This is a genomic window from Enterobacter sp. Taxon_2, from assembly GCF_058355295.1.
In genome coordinates, this window is record NZ_CM178024.1 from 4010210 (window position 1) to 4026899 (window position 16690).

General features: G+C 56.4%; 21 protein-coding genes. 14 read left to right on the top strand and 7 right to left on the bottom strand.

Annotation, left to right across the window (positions count from 1 at the left end; translation table 11 throughout):
• Nucleotides 1-108: 108 nt before the first annotated feature.
• The 3 genes from speA to AC4IC4_RS18995 all read right to left on the bottom strand — a co-directional run bounded on the left by speA (nucleotide 109) and on the right by AC4IC4_RS18995 (nucleotide 2463).
• Nucleotides 109-2085: a biosynthetic arginine decarboxylase gene (speA, locus tag AC4IC4_RS18985; protein WP_024906561.1), complete on the bottom strand. Its 1977-nt coding sequence runs from the start codon at nucleotides 2083-2085 to the stop codon at nucleotides 109-111.
• A gap of 8 nt (nucleotides 2086-2093) precedes the next feature.
• A complete protein-coding gene (yqgB, locus tag AC4IC4_RS18990; RefSeq protein ID WP_127312443.1) occupies nucleotides 2094-2225 on the bottom strand; it encodes an acid stress response protein YqgB in 132 nt (43 codons plus the stop codon).
• Between the two features lie 94 nt (nucleotides 2226-2319).
• Entirely contained in the window at nucleotides 2320-2463 is a 144-nt protein-coding gene (locus tag AC4IC4_RS18995; protein ID WP_419716730.1) for a hypothetical protein, read from the bottom strand.
• 425 nt (nucleotides 2464-2888) lie between these two features.
• Here AC4IC4_RS18995 and metK point away from each other — a divergent pair, with 425 nt between their 5' ends.
• The 8 genes from metK (at nucleotide 2889) to ruvX (ending at nucleotide 10028) form a co-directional block, all read left to right on the top strand.
• On the top strand, nucleotides 2889-4043 hold the full coding sequence (gene metK / locus AC4IC4_RS19000; protein WP_010435443.1) for a methionine adenosyltransferase: 1155 nt from the start codon (nucleotides 2889-2891) through the stop codon (nucleotides 4041-4043).
• A 415-nt stretch (nucleotides 4044-4458) separates the two neighbouring features.
• Entirely contained in the window at nucleotides 4459-5856 is a 1398-nt protein-coding gene (gene galP, locus AC4IC4_RS19005) for a galactose/proton symporter (RefSeq protein ID WP_048991665.1), read from the top strand.
• 58 nt (nucleotides 5857-5914) lie between these two features.
• A complete protein-coding gene (locus AC4IC4_RS19010) occupies nucleotides 5915-6412 on the top strand; it encodes a SprT family zinc-dependent metalloprotease (protein ID WP_032650144.1) in 498 nt (165 codons plus the stop codon).
• A 94-nt stretch (nucleotides 6413-6506) separates the two neighbouring features.
• The gene (gene endA / locus AC4IC4_RS19015; RefSeq protein ID WP_491471692.1) at nucleotides 6507-7214 is read left to right on the top strand and encodes a deoxyribonuclease I; all 708 of its coding nucleotides are present in this window, start codon (nucleotides 6507-6509) and stop codon (nucleotides 7212-7214) included.
• A gap of 51 nt (nucleotides 7215-7265) precedes the next feature.
• A complete protein-coding gene (rsmE, locus tag AC4IC4_RS19020; RefSeq protein WP_024906558.1) occupies nucleotides 7266-7997 on the top strand; it encodes a 16S rRNA (uracil(1498)-N(3))-methyltransferase in 732 nt (243 codons plus the stop codon).
• Between the two features lie 19 nt (nucleotides 7998-8016).
• A complete protein-coding gene (gshB, locus tag AC4IC4_RS19025) occupies nucleotides 8017-8964 on the top strand; it encodes a glutathione synthase (protein ID WP_024906557.1) in 948 nt (315 codons plus the stop codon).
• Nucleotides 8965-9051: 87 nt separating this feature from the next.
• Nucleotides 9052-9612 (top strand): YqgE/AlgH family protein, encoded by a 561-nt coding sequence (locus AC4IC4_RS19030; RefSeq protein WP_032645077.1) that lies wholly within the window; start codon nucleotides 9052-9054, stop codon nucleotides 9610-9612.
• Nucleotides 9612-10028, top strand: a complete 417-nt coding sequence (gene ruvX, locus AC4IC4_RS19035) for a Holliday junction resolvase RuvX (RefSeq protein ID WP_021242076.1) — start codon at nucleotides 9612-9614, stop codon at nucleotides 10026-10028. Before AC4IC4_RS19030 ends, ruvX begins: the two co-directional genes overlap by 1 nt.
• 10 nt (nucleotides 10029-10038) lie before the next feature.
• On the opposite strand, the gene AC4IC4_RS19040 is transcribed toward ruvX, so the two are convergent.
• Nucleotides 10039-11019: a type IV pilus twitching motility protein PilT gene (locus tag AC4IC4_RS19040; RefSeq protein ID WP_491471693.1), complete on the bottom strand. Its 981-nt coding sequence runs from the start codon at nucleotides 11017-11019 to the stop codon at nucleotides 10039-10041.
• Between the two features lie 17 nt (nucleotides 11020-11036).
• Here AC4IC4_RS19040 and AC4IC4_RS19045 point away from each other — a divergent pair, with 17 nt between their 5' ends.
• The 6 genes from AC4IC4_RS19045 to AC4IC4_RS19070 all read left to right on the top strand — a co-directional run bounded on the left by AC4IC4_RS19045 (nucleotide 11037) and on the right by AC4IC4_RS19070 (nucleotide 14753).
• Entirely contained in the window at nucleotides 11037-11738 is a 702-nt protein-coding gene (locus tag AC4IC4_RS19045) for a YggS family pyridoxal phosphate-dependent enzyme (RefSeq protein ID WP_491471694.1), read from the top strand.
• Nucleotides 11739-11759: 21 nt separating this feature from the next.
• The gene (locus tag AC4IC4_RS19050) at nucleotides 11760-12326 is read left to right on the top strand and encodes a YggT family protein (RefSeq protein WP_024906554.1); all 567 of its coding nucleotides are present in this window, start codon (nucleotides 11760-11762) and stop codon (nucleotides 12324-12326) included.
• A complete protein-coding gene (gene yggU / locus AC4IC4_RS19055; protein WP_023333349.1) occupies nucleotides 12323-12619 on the top strand; it encodes a DUF167 family protein YggU in 297 nt (98 codons plus the stop codon). Before AC4IC4_RS19050 ends, yggU begins: the two co-directional genes overlap by 4 nt.
• Nucleotides 12620-12622: 3 nt before the next feature.
• Complete coding sequence (locus AC4IC4_RS19060; protein ID WP_370884338.1) at nucleotides 12623-13216, top strand: XTP/dITP diphosphatase; 594 nt, start codon at nucleotides 12623-12625, stop codon at nucleotides 13214-13216.
• Entirely contained in the window at nucleotides 13209-14351 is a 1143-nt protein-coding gene (gene hemW, locus AC4IC4_RS19065; protein WP_491471695.1) for a radical SAM family heme chaperone HemW, read from the top strand. Before AC4IC4_RS19060 ends, hemW begins: the two co-directional genes overlap by 8 nt.
• Before the next feature lie 63 nt (nucleotides 14352-14414).
• Nucleotides 14415-14753, top strand: a complete 339-nt coding sequence (locus AC4IC4_RS19070) for an endonuclease domain-containing protein (protein WP_491471696.1) — start codon at nucleotides 14415-14417, stop codon at nucleotides 14751-14753.
• A gap of 82 nt (nucleotides 14754-14835) precedes the next feature.
• Here AC4IC4_RS19070 and AC4IC4_RS19075 read toward each other — a convergent pair whose 3' ends face one another.
• From AC4IC4_RS19075 to trmB, 3 genes are read right to left on the bottom strand one after another with little or no spacing between them, the layout of a single operon-like run.
• Entirely contained in the window at nucleotides 14836-15552 is a 717-nt protein-coding gene (locus AC4IC4_RS19075) for a YggN family protein (RefSeq protein WP_024906551.1), read from the bottom strand.
• A gap of 56 nt (nucleotides 15553-15608) precedes the next feature.
• Nucleotides 15609-15935, bottom strand: coding sequence for a YggL family protein (locus AC4IC4_RS19080; RefSeq protein WP_014885198.1), 327 nt, complete (start codon nucleotides 15933-15935; stop codon nucleotides 15609-15611).
• On the bottom strand, nucleotides 15935-16654 hold the full coding sequence (gene trmB / locus AC4IC4_RS19085; RefSeq protein ID WP_491471697.1) for a tRNA (guanosine(46)-N7)-methyltransferase TrmB: 720 nt from the start codon (nucleotides 16652-16654) through the stop codon (nucleotides 15935-15937). Before trmB ends, AC4IC4_RS19080 begins: the two co-directional genes overlap by 1 nt.
• Nucleotides 16655-16690: the final 36 nt, after the last annotated feature.

Below are 16690 nucleotides of genomic sequence, written 5' to 3' on the forward strand. Positions count from 1 at the left end.
TTGAGGCGAATTATCGCCGGTAATGCATACGGGTTCAAGTGAGTATAGGGCATTGTGCGGACTGATGCCCTCACCCCGCCCCTCTCCCACAGGGAGAGGGAGGTTTTCCTACTCGTCTTCCAGGTAGGTGTACCCGTACAGACCCGCTTCAAACTCTTCCAGGAACTGCTGCTGCAGCGCATCGTCCAGCCCGGTGTTTTTCACCTGGTCGCGGAACTGCGTCAGCAGGGTTTTCGGATCCAGCTGAACGTATTCCAGCATGTCCGCCACGGTATCCCCTTCGTCAGACAGCTCAACTTCCACGCTGCCGTCAGGGAAGACAAACACGTCAACCGCCTCGGTATCACCGAACAGGTTGTGCATGTTGCCGAGGATCTCCTGATACGCGCCGACCATAAAGAAGCCCAGCATCGGCGGGTTCTCCGGGTCGTACTCCGGCATTGGCATCGTCGTTGCGATACCGTCGCCGTCAACGTAGTGGTCGATAGCACCGTCGGAGTCACAGGTGATGTCCAGCAGCACCGCGCGACGTTCCGGGGCGTGGTTCAGCCCTTCCAGCGGCAGAACCGGGAACAGCTGGTCGATACCCCAGGCATCCGGCATTGACTGGAACAGCGAGAAGTTGACGTAAATCTTATCCGCCATACGCTCCTGCAGCTCGTCGATAATCGGACGGTGCGCTCGGTTGCTCGGGTCGAGCTGTTTCTGCACTTCATGGCACATGTTCAGATAGAGCTGCTCCGCCCACGCGCGCTCCTGCAGGCTGAAGGTGCCTGAGGAATACCCCACGTGGATATCATGCAGGTCCATCTGGCTGTCGTGCAGCCATTCGCGCAGGGAACGACGCGTGCCCGGCTCGTGCATTTCCTGCCAGGTTTCCCACATGCTTTGCAGGGAACGCGGGGCATCGTCTGCCGGAGGCGTCGCTTCGGTGATTTCGCTACGCTCAACGCCGATGATGTTAGAGACCAGCACCGTATGGTGCGCGGTGACCGCGCGGCCGGATTCGGTGATTACCGTCGGGTGCGGCAGGCCGTTCTCTTCACAGGCATCGCCGATCGCCCAGATGATATTGTTCGCGTATTCGTTCAGGCCGTAGTTCACGGAGCAGTCCGACTGCGAGCGGGTCCCTTCGTAGTCCACGCCCAGGCCGCCGCCCACGTCGAAGCACTGAATGTTCACGCCAAGCTTGTGCAGCTCAACGTAGAAACGCGCTGACTCACGCACGCCGGTGGCGATGTCGCGAATGTTGGCCATCTGCGAGCCGAGGTGGAAGTGCAGCAGCTGAATGCTGTCGAGACGACCGCGCTCGCGCAGGATTTCCACCAGCTGCAGCACCTGGTTCGCCGCCAGGCCGAACTTGGATTTTTCGCCGCCGGAGGACTGCCATTTACCGGAACCCTGTGACGCCAGACGCGCACGCACGCCAAGGCGTGGCACCACGTTCAGACGCTCGGCCTCTTCCAGCACGATGGCGATTTCGGTCATCTTTTCGATAACCAGATAGACCTTGTGGCCCATCTTCTCGCCAATCAGTGCCAGACGAATGTATTCACGGTCTTTATAGCCGTTACAGACGATCACCGAACGGGTCATGCCCGCATGCGCCAGAACCGCCATCAGCTCCGCTTTGGAGCCAGCTTCCAGCCCCAGCGGCTCACCGGAGTGGATCAGGGATTCAATCACGCGGCGGTGCTGGTTTACCTTGATTGGGTAAACCAGGAAGTAGTCGCCTTTATAGCCGTAGGACTCACGCGCGCGCTTGAAGGCGGCGTTAATAGAACGCAGGCGATGTTGCAGGATCTGCGGGAAGCAGAACAGTGCAGGCAAACGCTGGCCCTGAGCTTCACGGGCTTTCACCAGTTTAGCAAGGTCCACGCGCGCTTCAGGGACGTCCGGATCCGGGCAGACGCTGATGTGGCCCAGTTCGTTGACGTCGTAGTAGTTATTGCCCCACCAGGCAATATTGTAAGTGCGCAGCATCTTGCTGGCTTCCTCGGAGCTCATCGCAACCTCCTGCATAGAACGTAGTACACCCTGTTCGCCCGCTGACGAAGGCGAAAAAGAAGACATGTCGTCAGACATAGCGAACCTCAACTCTTTGTATTAAGTGTAAAACAGTTGACTACTATCGCAGCGTTATACGGCGATAACAACCCATAAACGGCTCCGTTTCCCAGCAGAGTATGCTGAAATCCAGACCGTGCGACCGGTTTCTTATTCATATCATTGTAAAACACGTATCCGAACTCTGTATGACAAGGTTCGGCGAAACCACGAGAAAACTCTTGTATTAACAAGAGCGCCCTTGTTCAGTTTTCACAAAGCGTGACCGGCCCTGGAATCCTGAGAAGCGCCGAGATGGGTATAACATCGGCAGGTTTGCAGACTAGAAATGCGGGTTGCGGGAATCAAATACGCGCCAGAACGGCTGCGCTGAATTAGCGGAAAACGATGGTTCATTATCTCGTATCACCTCCACGGCCGCCTCTGCTGAAACGGACCCCAAGCCAAAGCTAAAAGTTCACTGCTTAACCCGGCTGGAAGTGGCGACACGATGAGTTCATCGAGCGCTTATTTTATATGAGCCGCGCGCCGCGTTTTATACCGAGAAGGGGGCTAAAAAGCAAAACAAAAATGCGCGTGTTGCCGGGGCCGTCAGGAATTATTGCCAGCAGCAATTTCAACTGAGTGAGAGGTTAGTCAAAAAAAACTGGAAATCGGGCGAAGAAGTGACCTAAAATAGCCATCCAGATGTTAATCCATCTATACTGATTAACACTCATACTGCCAGTGTCAAAAACCTGCAGGCCTTGGTAGAATTATCTCCTTTGGCTATTCCACACAGCAGCTTGAGCTAACCAAATTCCTCTTAGGTGAAATAAAACATGGCAAAACACCTGTTTACGTCCGAGTCCGTATCAGAAGGACATCCTGATAAAATTGCTGACCAAATCTCCGATGCGGTGCTGGATGCGATCCTGGCGCAGGATCCAAAAGCGCGCGTCGCGTGTGAAACCTATGTCAAAACCGGCATGGTTCTGGTTGGCGGTGAGATTACCACCAGCGCATGGGTTGATATCGAAGAGATCACCCGTAACACGGTGCGTGAAATCGGCTATGTGCATTCTGATATGGGCTTTGATGCCAACTCCTGCGCGGTACTGAGCGCGATTGGCAAACAGTCTCCAGACATCAACCAGGGCGTTGACCGTGCCGATCCGCTGGAACAGGGCGCGGGTGACCAGGGTCTGATGTTCGGCTATGCAACCAACGAAACCGACGTGCTGATGCCAGCACCGGTCACCTACGCACACCGTCTGGTGCAGCGTCAGGCTGAAGTGCGTAAGAACGGCACCCTGCCGTGGCTGCGTCCGGATGCAAAAAGCCAGGTCACCTTCCAGTATGACGACGGCAAAATCGTTGGGATTGACGCGGTAGTGCTTTCTACCCAGCACTCTGAAGATATCGATCAGAAATCCCTGCAGGAAGCAGTGATGGAAGAGATCATCAAGCCGGTTCTACCGACCGAATGGCTGAGCTCTGCGACCAAATTCTTTATCAACCCAACCGGACGCTTCGTTATCGGCGGCCCAATGGGTGACTGCGGTCTGACCGGTCGTAAAATCATCGTTGATACCTACGGCGGCATGGCGCGTCACGGTGGCGGTGCGTTCTCCGGTAAAGATCCGTCTAAAGTTGACCGTTCTGCGGCGTACGCGGCACGTTATGTGGCAAAAAACATCGTTGCCGCCGGCCTGGCTGACCGCTGTGAGATCCAGGTTTCCTACGCTATCGGCGTGGCTGAACCAACCTCCATCATGGTTGAAACCTTCGGTACCGAGAAAGTGCCTTCAGAACAGCTGACGCTGCTGGTGCGCGAGTTCTTCGACCTGCGTCCATACGGCCTGATTCAGATGCTGGATCTGCTGCACCCGATCTACAAAGAAACCGCGGCATACGGTCACTTTGGTCGTGAACATTTCCCATGGGAAAAAACCGACAAAGCCGCCCTGCTGCGTGAAGCTGCCGGTCTGAAGTAATCGACTGACATCGCCTTTAAAAGGCCAGCCTTCGGGCTGGCCTTTTTTGTCGGGTGGCGGCTACGCCTTACCCGACCTACGGGGTACGGAGCTTTTGTAGGCCGGGTAAGGCGTAGCCGCCACCCGGCGTTATTTGGAACCGATTACACCGCAGCGGATATCTTCCGCTTTCAGAATAATCTCTTTGCCTGATCGCCTTTCTTCTGCTGTTACATTTCATTTCAGTTAAGTCCGAAATTCTAACAAACGCGATGCGTATCACCTCGTTTACCTCTATATTTTCAAAGCTTTAATTATTTTTACGGTTCCACATTAGTGTAACCGATTACACCTATGTGATTAATCTCACATATTTTTACGAGTCACTCACCTACCCTTTACATCAATAAAACTGATAACCCAACTGGAGGGCATAATGCCTGACAATAAAAAACAGGGGCGTACGTCCAACAAGGCGATGACATTCTTCGTCTGTTTCCTCGCCGCCCTGGCAGGATTACTTTTTGGCCTGGATATCGGCGTGATTGCCGGTGCATTACCTTTCATCACTGACGAGTTCCAGATCAGCGCTCACACCCAGGAATGGGTGGTCAGCTCCATGATGTTTGGCGCTGCCGTCGGGGCCGTCGGCAGCGGCTGGCTCTCCTTCAAGCTCGGGCGTAAAAAGAGCCTGATGATCGGTGCGATCCTGTTCGTTGCTGGTTCACTCTTCTCTGCCGCAGCGCCTAACGTTGAGGTTCTGCTGGTTTCACGCGTGCTGCTCGGCCTGGCCGTGGGCGTGGCGTCCTATACCGCCCCGCTCTACCTGTCTGAAATCGCGCCGGAGAAAATCCGCGGCAGTATGATTTCGATGTACCAGCTAATGATCACCATCGGTATCCTGGGCGCGTACCTTTCCGATACCGCGTTTAGCTACAGCGGCGCATGGCGCTGGATGCTCGGCGTGATCATCATCCCAGCCATCCTGCTGCTGATTGGCGTCTTCTTCCTGCCGGACAGCCCGCGCTGGTTCGCTGCCAAACGCCGCTTCGTGGATGCTGAACGCGTGCTGCTTCGCCTGCGCGATACCAGCGCAGAAGCGAAAAACGAGCTGGAAGAGATCCGTGAAAGCCTGAAGGTCAAACAGTCCGGCTGGGCGCTGTTTAAAGAGAACAGCAACTTCCGCCGTGCGGTGTTCCTTGGCGTGCTGCTACAGGTCATGCAGCAGTTCACCGGGATGAACGTCATCATGTACTACGCGCCAAAAATCTTTGAGCTGGCGGGTTATACCAACACCACCGAGCAGATGTGGGGGACCGTCATCGTGGGTCTGACCAACGTGCTGGCGACCTTTATCGCCATCGGTCTGGTGGACCGCTGGGGACGTAAGCCAACCCTGACGCTGGGCTTCCTGGTGATGGCGGCCGGTATGGGCGTCCTTGGTACCATGATGCATGTGGGCATTCACTCCCCAACCGCCCAGTACTTTGCGGTAGGCATGCTGCTGATGTTTATCGTCGGGTTTGCGATGAGCGCCGGTCCGCTGATCTGGGTACTGTGCTCGGAGATTCAGCCGCTGAAAGGGCGTGATTTTGGTATCACCTGCTCTACCGCAACCAACTGGGTTGCCAACATGATCGTCGGCGCAACGTTCCTGACCATGCTCAATACCCTGGGCAACGCGAACACCTTCTGGGTATACGCCGGTCTGAACATCTTCTTTATTGTGCTGACCATCTGGCTGGTTCCAGAAACCAAACACGTTTCGCTGGAACATATTGAACGTAACCTGATGAAAGGTCGTCCTCTGCGCGAAATCGGCGCTCACGACTAATTATCTTGCGGGAGGCGCCTCTTGCGCCTCCCCGCTTCGCGCTTTATGCTCTGCCCCTATGAAAGCACCCCGTCTCCCCATCGCCATTCAGCAGGCCGTTATGCGCAGCCTGCGGGAAAAACTCGCCCAGGCGAACCTGAAGCTCGGTCGCAATTATCCTGAACCCAAACTCGTCTACCAGCAGCGTGGAACCTCGGCCGGTACCGCCTGGCTCGAGTCGTATGAGATCCGCCTTAACCCGGTGCTGATGATGGAAAATCAGCAGGCGTTTATCGAGGAAGTGGTACCGCACGAGCTGGCACATCTGCTGGTGTGGAAACACTTTGGCCGCGTCGCGCCGCATGGAAAAGAGTGGAAGTGGATGATGGAGGCAGTGCTCGGCGTTCCGGCACGCCGTACCCATCAGTTCGAGCTGGAATCGGTGCGCCGCAATACCTTCCCCTACCGCTGCCAGTGTCAGCAGCACCAGCTTACCGTCCGTCGCCATAATCGCGTGGTGCGCGGTGAGGCGACCTACCGCTGCGTCAAATGCGGCGAGCCGCTGGTTGCGGAATAATCATCTGAACTTTCAGGAACTTTCCTGATCTGACTGATTGCATACAGGAACAACATTCGTTACGTTGCGGGCTCGTTTTGACACGGAGTGTAAGATGTCCCGTAATTTTTCTCTCGCGGTCGCCTTTCTGACGACGGCGCTCTCAGGCCATGCTCTGGCCGACGGTATCAACAGTTTTTCCCAGGCCAAGGCCGCAGGCGTGAAGGTCAACGCCGATGTGCCGGGCGATTTCTACTGCGGCTGTAAAATTAACTGGCAGGGTAAAAAAGGGGTCGTTGACCTTGAGTCCTGCGGCTATAAGGTGCGTAAAAACGAAAACCGCGCCAGCCGTATTGAATGGGAGCATGTCGTTCCGGCCTGGCAGTTTGGCCACCAGCGCCAGTGCTGGCAGGATGGCGGACGTAAAAACTGCACCAAAGATCCGGTGTATCGCCAGATGGAAAGCGATATGCATAACCTGCAGCCCGCAGTGGGTGAGGTGAACGGCGACCGGGGTAACTTCATGTACAGCCAGTGGAACGGTGGTGAAGGCCAGTACGGCCAGTGCGGTATGAAGGTTGATTTTAAAGAGAAAGTCGCCGAGCCCCCTGCCCGCGCGCGCGGCAGCATTGCCCGCACCTACTTCTATATGCGTGACCGTTACGACCTCAACCTTTCCCGCCAGCAGACGCAGCTGTTCAACGCCTGGGACAAGCAGTACCCGGTGACGGAGTGGGAATGCCAGCGCGACGAACGTATCGCCAGAGTCCAGGGGAATCACAACCCTTACGTCCAGCGGGCTTGCCAGGCGCAAAAGAGCTAACCTACACTACGGCAATTCGCTTATATCGCATGACACATGGAATTTCTGACTATGCGCATTCCCCGCATTTACCATCCTGAACTGATTACCGCAGGCCGCGAAATCGCCCTGTCTGATGACGCTGCCAACCACGTTGGCCGCGTGCTGCGCATGGGCGCAGGTCAGGCAATACAGCTGTTCGACGGCTCGAACCAGGTTTTCGACGCGGAAATCACGCGGTCTGATAAAAAAAGCGTACACGTTAACGTCCTGCGTGGCGAAGTGGACGACCGGGAATCACCGCTGCACATTCATCTGGGCCAGGTGATGTCGCGCGGCGAGAAAATGGAGTTCACCATTCAGAAATCCATTGAACTGGGTGTAAGCCTCATTACGCCACTTTTTTCTGAGCGCTGTGGCGTTAAACTGGATGCGGAACGTCTGAACAAAAAGATCCAGCAGTGGCAGAAAATTGCCATTGCGGCTTGCGAACAGAGTGGCCGCAACCGTATTCCGGAGATCCGCCCGGCGATGGATCTGGAGGAGTGGTGTGCAGAAGAGGACAGTGGGCTGAAGCTCAATCTTCATCCGCGCGCCAGCGCCAGCATCAATACGCTGCCCCTGCCCGTTGAGCGCGTACGCCTGCTGATTGGCCCCGAAGGCGGCCTGTCGGCGGACGAAATTGCGATGACGGCACGTTACCAGTTTACTGATATTCTGTTGGGACCTCGCGTTCTGCGCACTGAGACAACGGCACTCACGGCCATTACCGCGCTACAGGTACGGTTTGGCGATCTGGGTTGAAGCATTAACGGAGAAGAACATGATCAAGCTCGGCATCGTGATGGACCCCATCGCAAACATTAATATCAAGAAAGATTCCAGCTTCGCCATGCTGCTGGAAGCGCAGCGTCGCGGCTATGAACTCCACTATATGGAGATGAACGATCTTTACCTGATCAACGGTGAAGCCCGCGCGCGCACCCGCATCGTTAACGTCGAGCAGAACTACGACAAATGGTACGAATTCGGTACCGAGCAGGACATTGCCCTGGCCGATCTCAACGTCATCCTGATGCGTAAAGATCCGCCGTTCGACACCGAATACATCTACTGCACCTATATTCTCGAACGCGCTGAAGAGAAAGGCACGCTGATCGTCAACAAGCCCCAGAGCCTGCGCGACTGTAACGAGAAGCTCTATACCGCCTGGTTCTCTGACCTGACGCCGGAAACCCTGGTGACCCGCAGCAAAGCGCAGCTGAAAGAATTCTGGCAGAAGCACGGTGATATCATCATGAAGCCGCTGGACGGCATGGGCGGCGCATCGATTTTCCGCGTGAAAGAGAGCGACCCAAACATTGGCGTGATTGCCGAAACGCTGACCGAACTGGGCACGCGCTACTGTATGGCACAGAACTATATTCCGGCGATCAAAGACGGCGACAAACGCGTTCTGGTGGTGGATGGCGAACCGGTTCCTTACTGCCTGGCGCGTATCCCGCAGGGTGGCGAAACCCGCGGTAATCTGGCCGCCGGTGGCCGCGGCGAGCCGCGTCCGCTGACCGAAAGCGACTGGGAAATTGCCCGCCGCGTTGGCCCGACGCTGAAAGCCAAAGGCCTGATCTTCGTCGGACTGGATATCATCGGCGATCGTCTTACCGAAGTGAACGTCACCAGCCCGACCTGCATTCGTGAAATTGAAGCGGAATTCCCTGTCTCAATCACCGGTATGCTGATGGACGCTATCGAAAAGCGTTTACAAAAATAACCTAACAATACTATTAGTGACAGCGCCTGAGTTTGTCCCCATACTGGGCGCTGTCGCTTTTTAAACCAGGAAACAGTACCTCTGACAATGAATTTACAGCATCACTTTCTTATTGCCATGCCTGCTCTCCAGGACCCGATTTTTCGCCGCGCCGTGGTTTATATTTGTGAATACAATGAAGACGGCGCGATGGGCATTATCATTAATAAACCGCTGGAAAATCTTCAGGTTGAAGGAATTCTGGACAAGCTGAAAATCCCGGCTGAAGCGCGACTACCGGAAATCCGGCTTGATAAACCCGTGATGCTGGGTGGACCTCTTGCAGAAGATCGCGGTTTTATCCTGCATACGCCGCCGGTATTCTCTTCCAGCATTCGCATCTCCGACAAGACCGTTATCACCACCTCGCGTGACGTGCTCGAAACGCTGGGCACCGCAGAGCAGCCTTCTGAAGTGCTGGTGGCGCTGGGCTATTCGTCGTGGGAGAAAGGCCAGCTTGAGCAGGAGATCCTCGATAACGCCTGGCTCACCGCCCCTGCGGACATGAATATCCTGTTTAAAACCCCTATCGCCGATCGCTGGCGTGACGCGGCAAAGCTGATTGGCATTGATATCCTGACCATGCCTGGCGTAGCGGGGCACGCCTGATGAGCGGAACGCTTCTGGCCTTCGATTTTGGTACCAAAAGCATTGGCGTCGCCGTGGGGCAGCGCATCACCGGTACCGCGCGTCCGCTTACGGCCCTGAAGGCCAACGACGGTACGCCGGACTGGAACCTCATTGAGCGCCTGCTCAAGGAGTGGCAACCGGATGACGTGATCGTTGGGCTGCCGCTGAACATGGACGGTACCGAACAGCCGCTGACCGCCCGGGCGCGTAAGTTCGCCAACAAAATCCATGGCCGCTTTGGCGTCTCCGTGAAGCTGCACGACGAGCGTCTAAGCACCGTCGAAGCGCGTGCGGGTCTGTTTGAGCACGGCGGCTTCCGGGCGCTGAACAAAGGCAGCGTGGACTCCGCTTCTGCCGTTATCATCCTCGAAAGCTATTTCGAGCAGGGCTTTTAAGCACAGGGGCCTACAGCCGCCCCTGCGCCCGTCTCTCCGCCAGGCTCTGGTCAAAGTTCTGCATTCCTGCCTGCTGACCGGTTTGAATAATGCCGGGCAGTTGCCACGTTTTCCCTTCACGAATAAGATTCGCCGACGCTGCAGTGTTCACCAGCAGTTCATACAGCGCGACGCGCCCGCCCTGGAGATCGGGAAGCAGCTTTTGCGCCAGTACCGCCCGCAGGCTGCCGGCCAGCTGGTTACGCACCGGATCTTTCTCCTGCGCCGGGAACGTATCGACCAGCCGTTCAATCGCCTGCGATGCCCCGCGCGTATGCAGCGTCGCCAGCACCAGATGTCCGGTCTCCGCCGCCGTCAGCGCCAGGCGGATCGTTTCGCTGTCGCGTAACTCCCCAAGCAGAATCACGTCAGGATCCTGGCGTAAGGCACTGCGCAGCGCTTCTGCAAATGACGGGCTGTGCTGACCTATCTCCCGCTGCTGGATCAGACAACGCTCGCTCCGGTAGATAAACTCCACCGGATCTTCGAGCGTGAGGATATGGCCATCAGTATGGCGGTTAAGAAAATCGACCATCGCCGCCAGCGTAGTTGATTTACCGCTGCCGGTTGCTCCTGTCACCAGAATCAGTCCGGCGTCATTGGACAACAGTTCCGGGATTGCCCGCGGCGCGCCCAGCGAAGCGAGCTGCGGGCAGGTACGCGGCAACAGCCGGAGCGTTACAGAGATACCGCTCATCTTCTTAAAGGCACTGCCGCGCAGACGCTGGCTTCCCGCCACCGTCACGGCAAAATCCACCTGCCCGCTGGCCCACCATATCCCCTGCTGCTCGTCGTTGAGCCACGCTTTTAACAACGCCCCGACGTCAGGAGGAGGAAACGGTGCCGGCTCAAGGCGGCCCGTTCTGCGCCAGCGGGGTGGCGAATCACTGCATAGGTGTAGATCGGAGACGTTATGCTTTACACTAAGGGCCACAATTTCTTCCACATCCATAGACTACTCCTCGGAAAATGAACGACATTGCGCATAACCTGGCACAGGTCCGGGACAAAATCTCAGCCGCCGCAGCGCGTTGCGGCCGGGCTTCAGAAGAAATTACCCTGCTTGCAGTCAGCAAAACCAAGCCTGCGAGCGCCATCGCAGAAGCGATAGCGGCAGGCCACCGGGCGTTTGGTGAAAACTACGTGCAGGAAGGCGTGGATAAAATTCGCTACTTCCAGGAACAGGGGAAGACGGATCTGCAGTGGCACTTTATTGGCCCGCTGCAGTCGAACAAAAGCCGTCTGGTGGCAGAGCACTTCGACTGGTGCCATACCATTGACCGCCTGCGCATTGCGACACGTCTGAACGACCAGCGTCCGGCAGAGATGCCAGCGCTTAACGTGCTGATTCAGGTCAACATCAGCGACGAAAACAGCAAGTCCGGCATTGCGCTGAGCGAGCTGGACGCACTGGCCGCAGAGGTGGCCGAACTGCCGCGCTTAACCCTGCGCGGGCTGATGGCCATTCCGGCGCCTGAGTCAAGTTATGAAAGGCAGTTTGCCGTGGCACAGCAAATGGCTGTAGCATTTGAGGCGCTTAAAGCGCGCTATAACACGGTAGACACGCTTTCTCTGGGCATGTCGGATGATATGGAAGCCGCCATCGCGGCAGGCAGCACTATGGTGCGCATCGGCACGGCAATTTTCGGTGCGCGCGACTACTCAAAATAATAAGGAAACCTGAGGAACGCCATGAAGACGTTGACTTTCCTGCTCTCAACTGTGCTTGAGCTGTATACGATGGCGCTTTTGCTGCGCGTCTGGATGCAGTGGGCCCGCTGTGATTTTTACAATCCGTTCTCGCAGTTTGTCGTGAAAATCACGCAGCCTGTTGTCGGACCATTGCGCCGTATTATCCCGGCTATGGGCCCCATCGACAGTTCGTCTCTGCTGGTGGCGTTTATTCTGAGCGTTATCAAAGCGATCGTGCTGTTTATGGTCATCACCTTCCAGCCGATTATCTGGATTGCTGCGGTCCTTATTCTGGTCAAAACCATCGGTCTGCTTATTTTCTGGGTGCTGCTGGTGATGGCCATCATGAGCTGGGTCAGCCAGGGGCGTAGCCCGGTGGAGTATGCTTTGATTCAGCTGGCAGAGCCGCTGCTGCGTCCAATCCGTAACCTGCTTCCGTCTATGGGCGGCATCGATTTTTCCCCGATGATCCTGGTTCTGCTGCTCTATGTGGTCAACATGGGGATCGCTGAGCTGTTACAGTCCACGGGCAATATGCTGCTGCCGGGGCTGTGGATGGCGCTATGAGTGCAGTAAGCACCTGCGCTGACGGGCTGGTCTTGCGGCTGTATATTCAGCCAAAAGCCAGCCGTGACAGTATTGTTGGGCTGCATGGCGACGAGTTAAAAGTCGCCATCACCGCCCCGCCGGTTGACGGCCAGGCGAACGCGCATCTGACTAAATATCTGGCAAAACAGTTTCGCGTCGCCAAAAGCCAGGTCATCATTGAAAAAGGTGAACTTGGGCGACATAAACAGGTAAAAATCCTTAATCCGCAATCTATCCCGACGGAAGTCGCGGCACTGAAAGAACAGGACTAAACCATGCAGAAAGTTGTTCTCGCGACCGGCAACGCTGGTAAAGTGCGCGAGCTGGCCTCGCTATTAAATGATTTTGGGCTGGACGTGGTCGCCCAGACCGATCTTGGCGTGGATTCCGCCGAAGAGACGGGGCTGACGTTTATCGAAAACGCGATCCTGAAAGCGCGCCACGCCGCGCAGATTACGGGCCTGCCCGCGATTGCCGACGACTCTGGCCTGGCCGTGGATTTTCTCGGCGGCGCGCCGGGGATTTACTCCGCGCGCTACTCCGGCGTTGACGCCACCGACCAGCAGAATCTCGAAAAGCTGCTTGTCGCCCTGAAAGACGTACCAGACGAGCAGCGCACCGCGCAGTTCCACTGCGTGCTGGTCTATCTGCGTCACGCGGAAGACCCTACGCCTATCGTCTGCCACGGCAGCTGGCCGGGCGTGATTACCCGTGAAGCGGCTGGTAACGGCGGCTTTGGCTACGACCCGATTTTCTTTGTCCCGACCGAGGGCAAAACCGCTGCGGAACTGACCCGCGAAGAGAAAAGCGCGATTTCCCACCGTGGACGCGCGCTGAAACTGTTACTGGAAGCACTACGTAATGGCTAATTTGCCGCCTCTGAGTCTTTATATTCACATCCCGTGGTGCGTTCAGAAATGCCCGTACTGCGATTTCAACTCGCACGCGCTGAAGGGCGAAGTGCCGCACGATGATTACGTTGCGCATCTGCTGGCCGATCTGGACGCCGATGTACCTTACGCACAGGGACGTGAACTTAAGACCATTTTCATTGGTGGCGGTACGCCGAGCCTGCTTTCAGGCCCGGCGATGCAGACGCTGCTGGACGGCGTGCGTGCGCGCCTGAACCTGGCAGCGGATGCTGAAATTACGATGGAAGCCAACCCCGGCACCGTTGAAGCCGACCGTTTTGTTGACTATCAGCGCGCGGGCGTAAACCGCATCTCCATCGGCGTGCAGAGCTTTAGCGAACCGAAGCTAAAACGTCTTGGGCGCATTCACGGCCCGGAAGAGGCGAAGCGCGCGGCAAACCTGGCGACCGGGCTTAATCTTCGCAGCTTCAACCTCGATTTGATGCACGGCCTGCCGGATCAGTCGCTGGAAGAGGCGCTGGATGACCTGCGCCAGGCGATCGAACTGAACCCGCCGCACCTGTCGTGGTACCAGCTCACCATCGAGCCAAACACGCTGTTCGGTTCCCGCCCGCCGGTGCTGCCGGACGACGACGCGCTGTGGGATATCTTTGAGCAGGGTCACCAGTTGTTAACCGCTGCGGGCTATCAGCAGTATGAAACGTCCGCGTACGCGAAGCCGGGCTATCAGTGTCAGCACAACCTGAACTACTGGCGCTTTGGCGACTATCTCGGGATTGGCTGCGGCGCGCACGGCAAGGTGACCTTCCCGGACGGGCGCATTCTGCGTACCGCCAAAACCCGCCACCCGCGCGGATATATGGAAGGCCGCTACCTGGAGCGTCAGCACGACGTCGAGGCGGCGGATAAGCCGTTTGAGTTCTTTATGAACCGCTTCCGCCTGCTGGAGGCCGCGCCGCGTGCGGAATTTACACGTTACACCGGGCTGCCGGAGTCGGTGATTCGCCCGCAGATCGACGAGGCGCTGGCCCAGGGGTATCTCACCGAGTGTGATGGATACTGGCAGATCACCGAGCACGGCAAACTGTTCTTAAACTCCCTTCTTGAGCTGTTCCTCGCCGAAGATTCCTGAAGGCTGATTCAGGATTTTGCATCCCGTTCTGCCGGCTGAGGGAAAGGCAGGCAGAGTGTGGGGATGGACAAATCAAAACAACTCCGCAAACAAATGACGCCCGAAGAGTTACGCCTCTGGTATTTACTCAGGGGACGCCGCTTCTTTGGCTATAAGTTTCGCCGCCAGATGCCGATTGGTGCGTATATCGTGGATTTTGCCTGTTTTAAGGCAAAGCTGATTATCGAGCTGGACGGTGGACAACATCAGGATGAGGAGAACTATGATTCACGTCGTACCGCGTTTTTGAATACGAACGGATGGGAAGTCGTACGGTTCTGGAATAATGAATTTCGCGTTAACGAAGATGAAGTGTTAAATATCATTCTTCAACGACTGCAATGCCTGATGCCCTCACCCTAACCCTCTCCCACAGGGAGAGGGAACGATTACACCCTCTCCCCTGGGGAGAGGGATGGGGTGAGGGGCCCAGCGCGCAGAGATCTTACTTCAACGTCCCCACCAGCGCCTTCCTACTATCTTCCAGCGACACCACGCGTTTACACACGTCTTTGCCGAACTGCTGGAAATCATCTTCCTGGTTCTTCCACTCGTTCTGAATAGAGGTTTGCAGGCCGCCCAGACTGCCCAGCACGCCCTGCAGCGGGTTACCGCCGCCTTTTAGCACGGCTTTGGCGCCCATCTCGTTGATGCTGTCCTGCAGGATGCCGCCCATCGCCTGATTCACCAGCTGCTGCCCGTCGGCACGGACCTGATCAATCGCCTTGTAGTGGAAAGTCAGGCCGTCGGAGCGCGTCTCGATAATGCGGTTCATCTGTTCTTTAAGCTGCTTATCAAGCTTCGTCAGGCGGGTGCGCATATTGCTGCTCTCCCCCACCTCTTTAGTGATGATCTTATCCAGCGCCACGCGGCTCTTTTCGACGCGCGTCAGGGCACCTTCATTAATCCACGGCAGCGCGGTACGCAAATCGGCCTGATAGTCTTTCGCCTGCTCACGCTGTGCGGCAGTCAGGTTGTACTGCTTGCCGTTAAAGGTGACGTTCCCCTGCGGCGTAATCACCAGATTGCCGTTCTCGCCTTTGACCTGCACGGTTTGCGGGCTTAACACCACGTCATCACGCGGGGTGACGCTACACTGATAATCCGCATGGGCGGTGAATCCAGTTGCCATCAAAGCAACAGCCAGCAACGTTTTGCGCATCTTAAACACTCCCTCAGACAAAATGGGCCAGCTAATGCTGGCCCCTGACTTCTTTATTAGTCCCACCAAACGTCGAAAAGTTCGCTGACGCGGACATCTTCCAGCTTGTGGTCCTCAAGCCATTTACGCACCAGCGCCTGATGTTCTTCGGTGCATTTACCCACTTCCTGGGTGCAGATCAGACCTTCCCATGCCAGGTAGCCGCTACCGTCGAAGGCCAGCTTGTTTGGCTCAATCACGTCGTTGATGAACGCATCCACGTCCTGATCGATCTGTTCTACACTGGTGCCTTCCGGGAAACGCCACGCAACGGAGAAGCCCACTTCCTGGAATTCTTCGATGTGCATCTTTTTACGCAGACGACGGCTACGATTTTTTGCCATTATTTCACCCTCTCGAACATTAAGTCCCATACACCGTGACCAAGACGATGGCCACGCTGTTCAAATTTCGTTACCGGACGCGATTCCGGACGCGGTACATAGTCGTTGCTCGCAGACTGGTTTTTATAGCCGTCCAGCGACGACATCACTTCCAGCATATGTTCCGCATACGGTTCCCAGTCGGTCGCCATATGGAAGACACCGCCCAGCTTCAGCTTGTTTTTCACCAGCTCGGCAAACGGCGCCTGAACGATACGGCGCTTATTATGACGCGCTTTGTGCCACGGGTCAGGGAAAAAGAGCTGAACCATGGTTAAAGAATTGTCAGGAATCATTTTGTGCAGCACTTCCACCGCGTCATGACACATCACGCGCAGGTTCTCTACGCCCTCTTCATGGGCCGTTGCCAGGCATGCACCCACGCCCGGGGAGTGGACTTCGATACCGAGGAAGTTCTGCTCCGGGCGGGCTTTCGCCATGGTCACCAGCGAGGTGCCCATACCAAAACCGATCTCCAGCGTGACGGGTGCTTCGCGGCCGAACAGTTCAGTAAAGTCCAGAGGCTGCTCGCTGAACTCAACGCCCATCACCGGCCAGTAGTTGTCCAGCGCGTGTTGCTGACCTTTTGTCAGGCGGCCCTGACGACGGACAAAGCTGCGAATACGGCGCAGCGGGCGACCGTTTTCATCAAATTCCGGTGAAATGACGTCGTTTTTCATAAAAGAGTTGTCTGCTTGTGAGAATGTTCGGGAAAC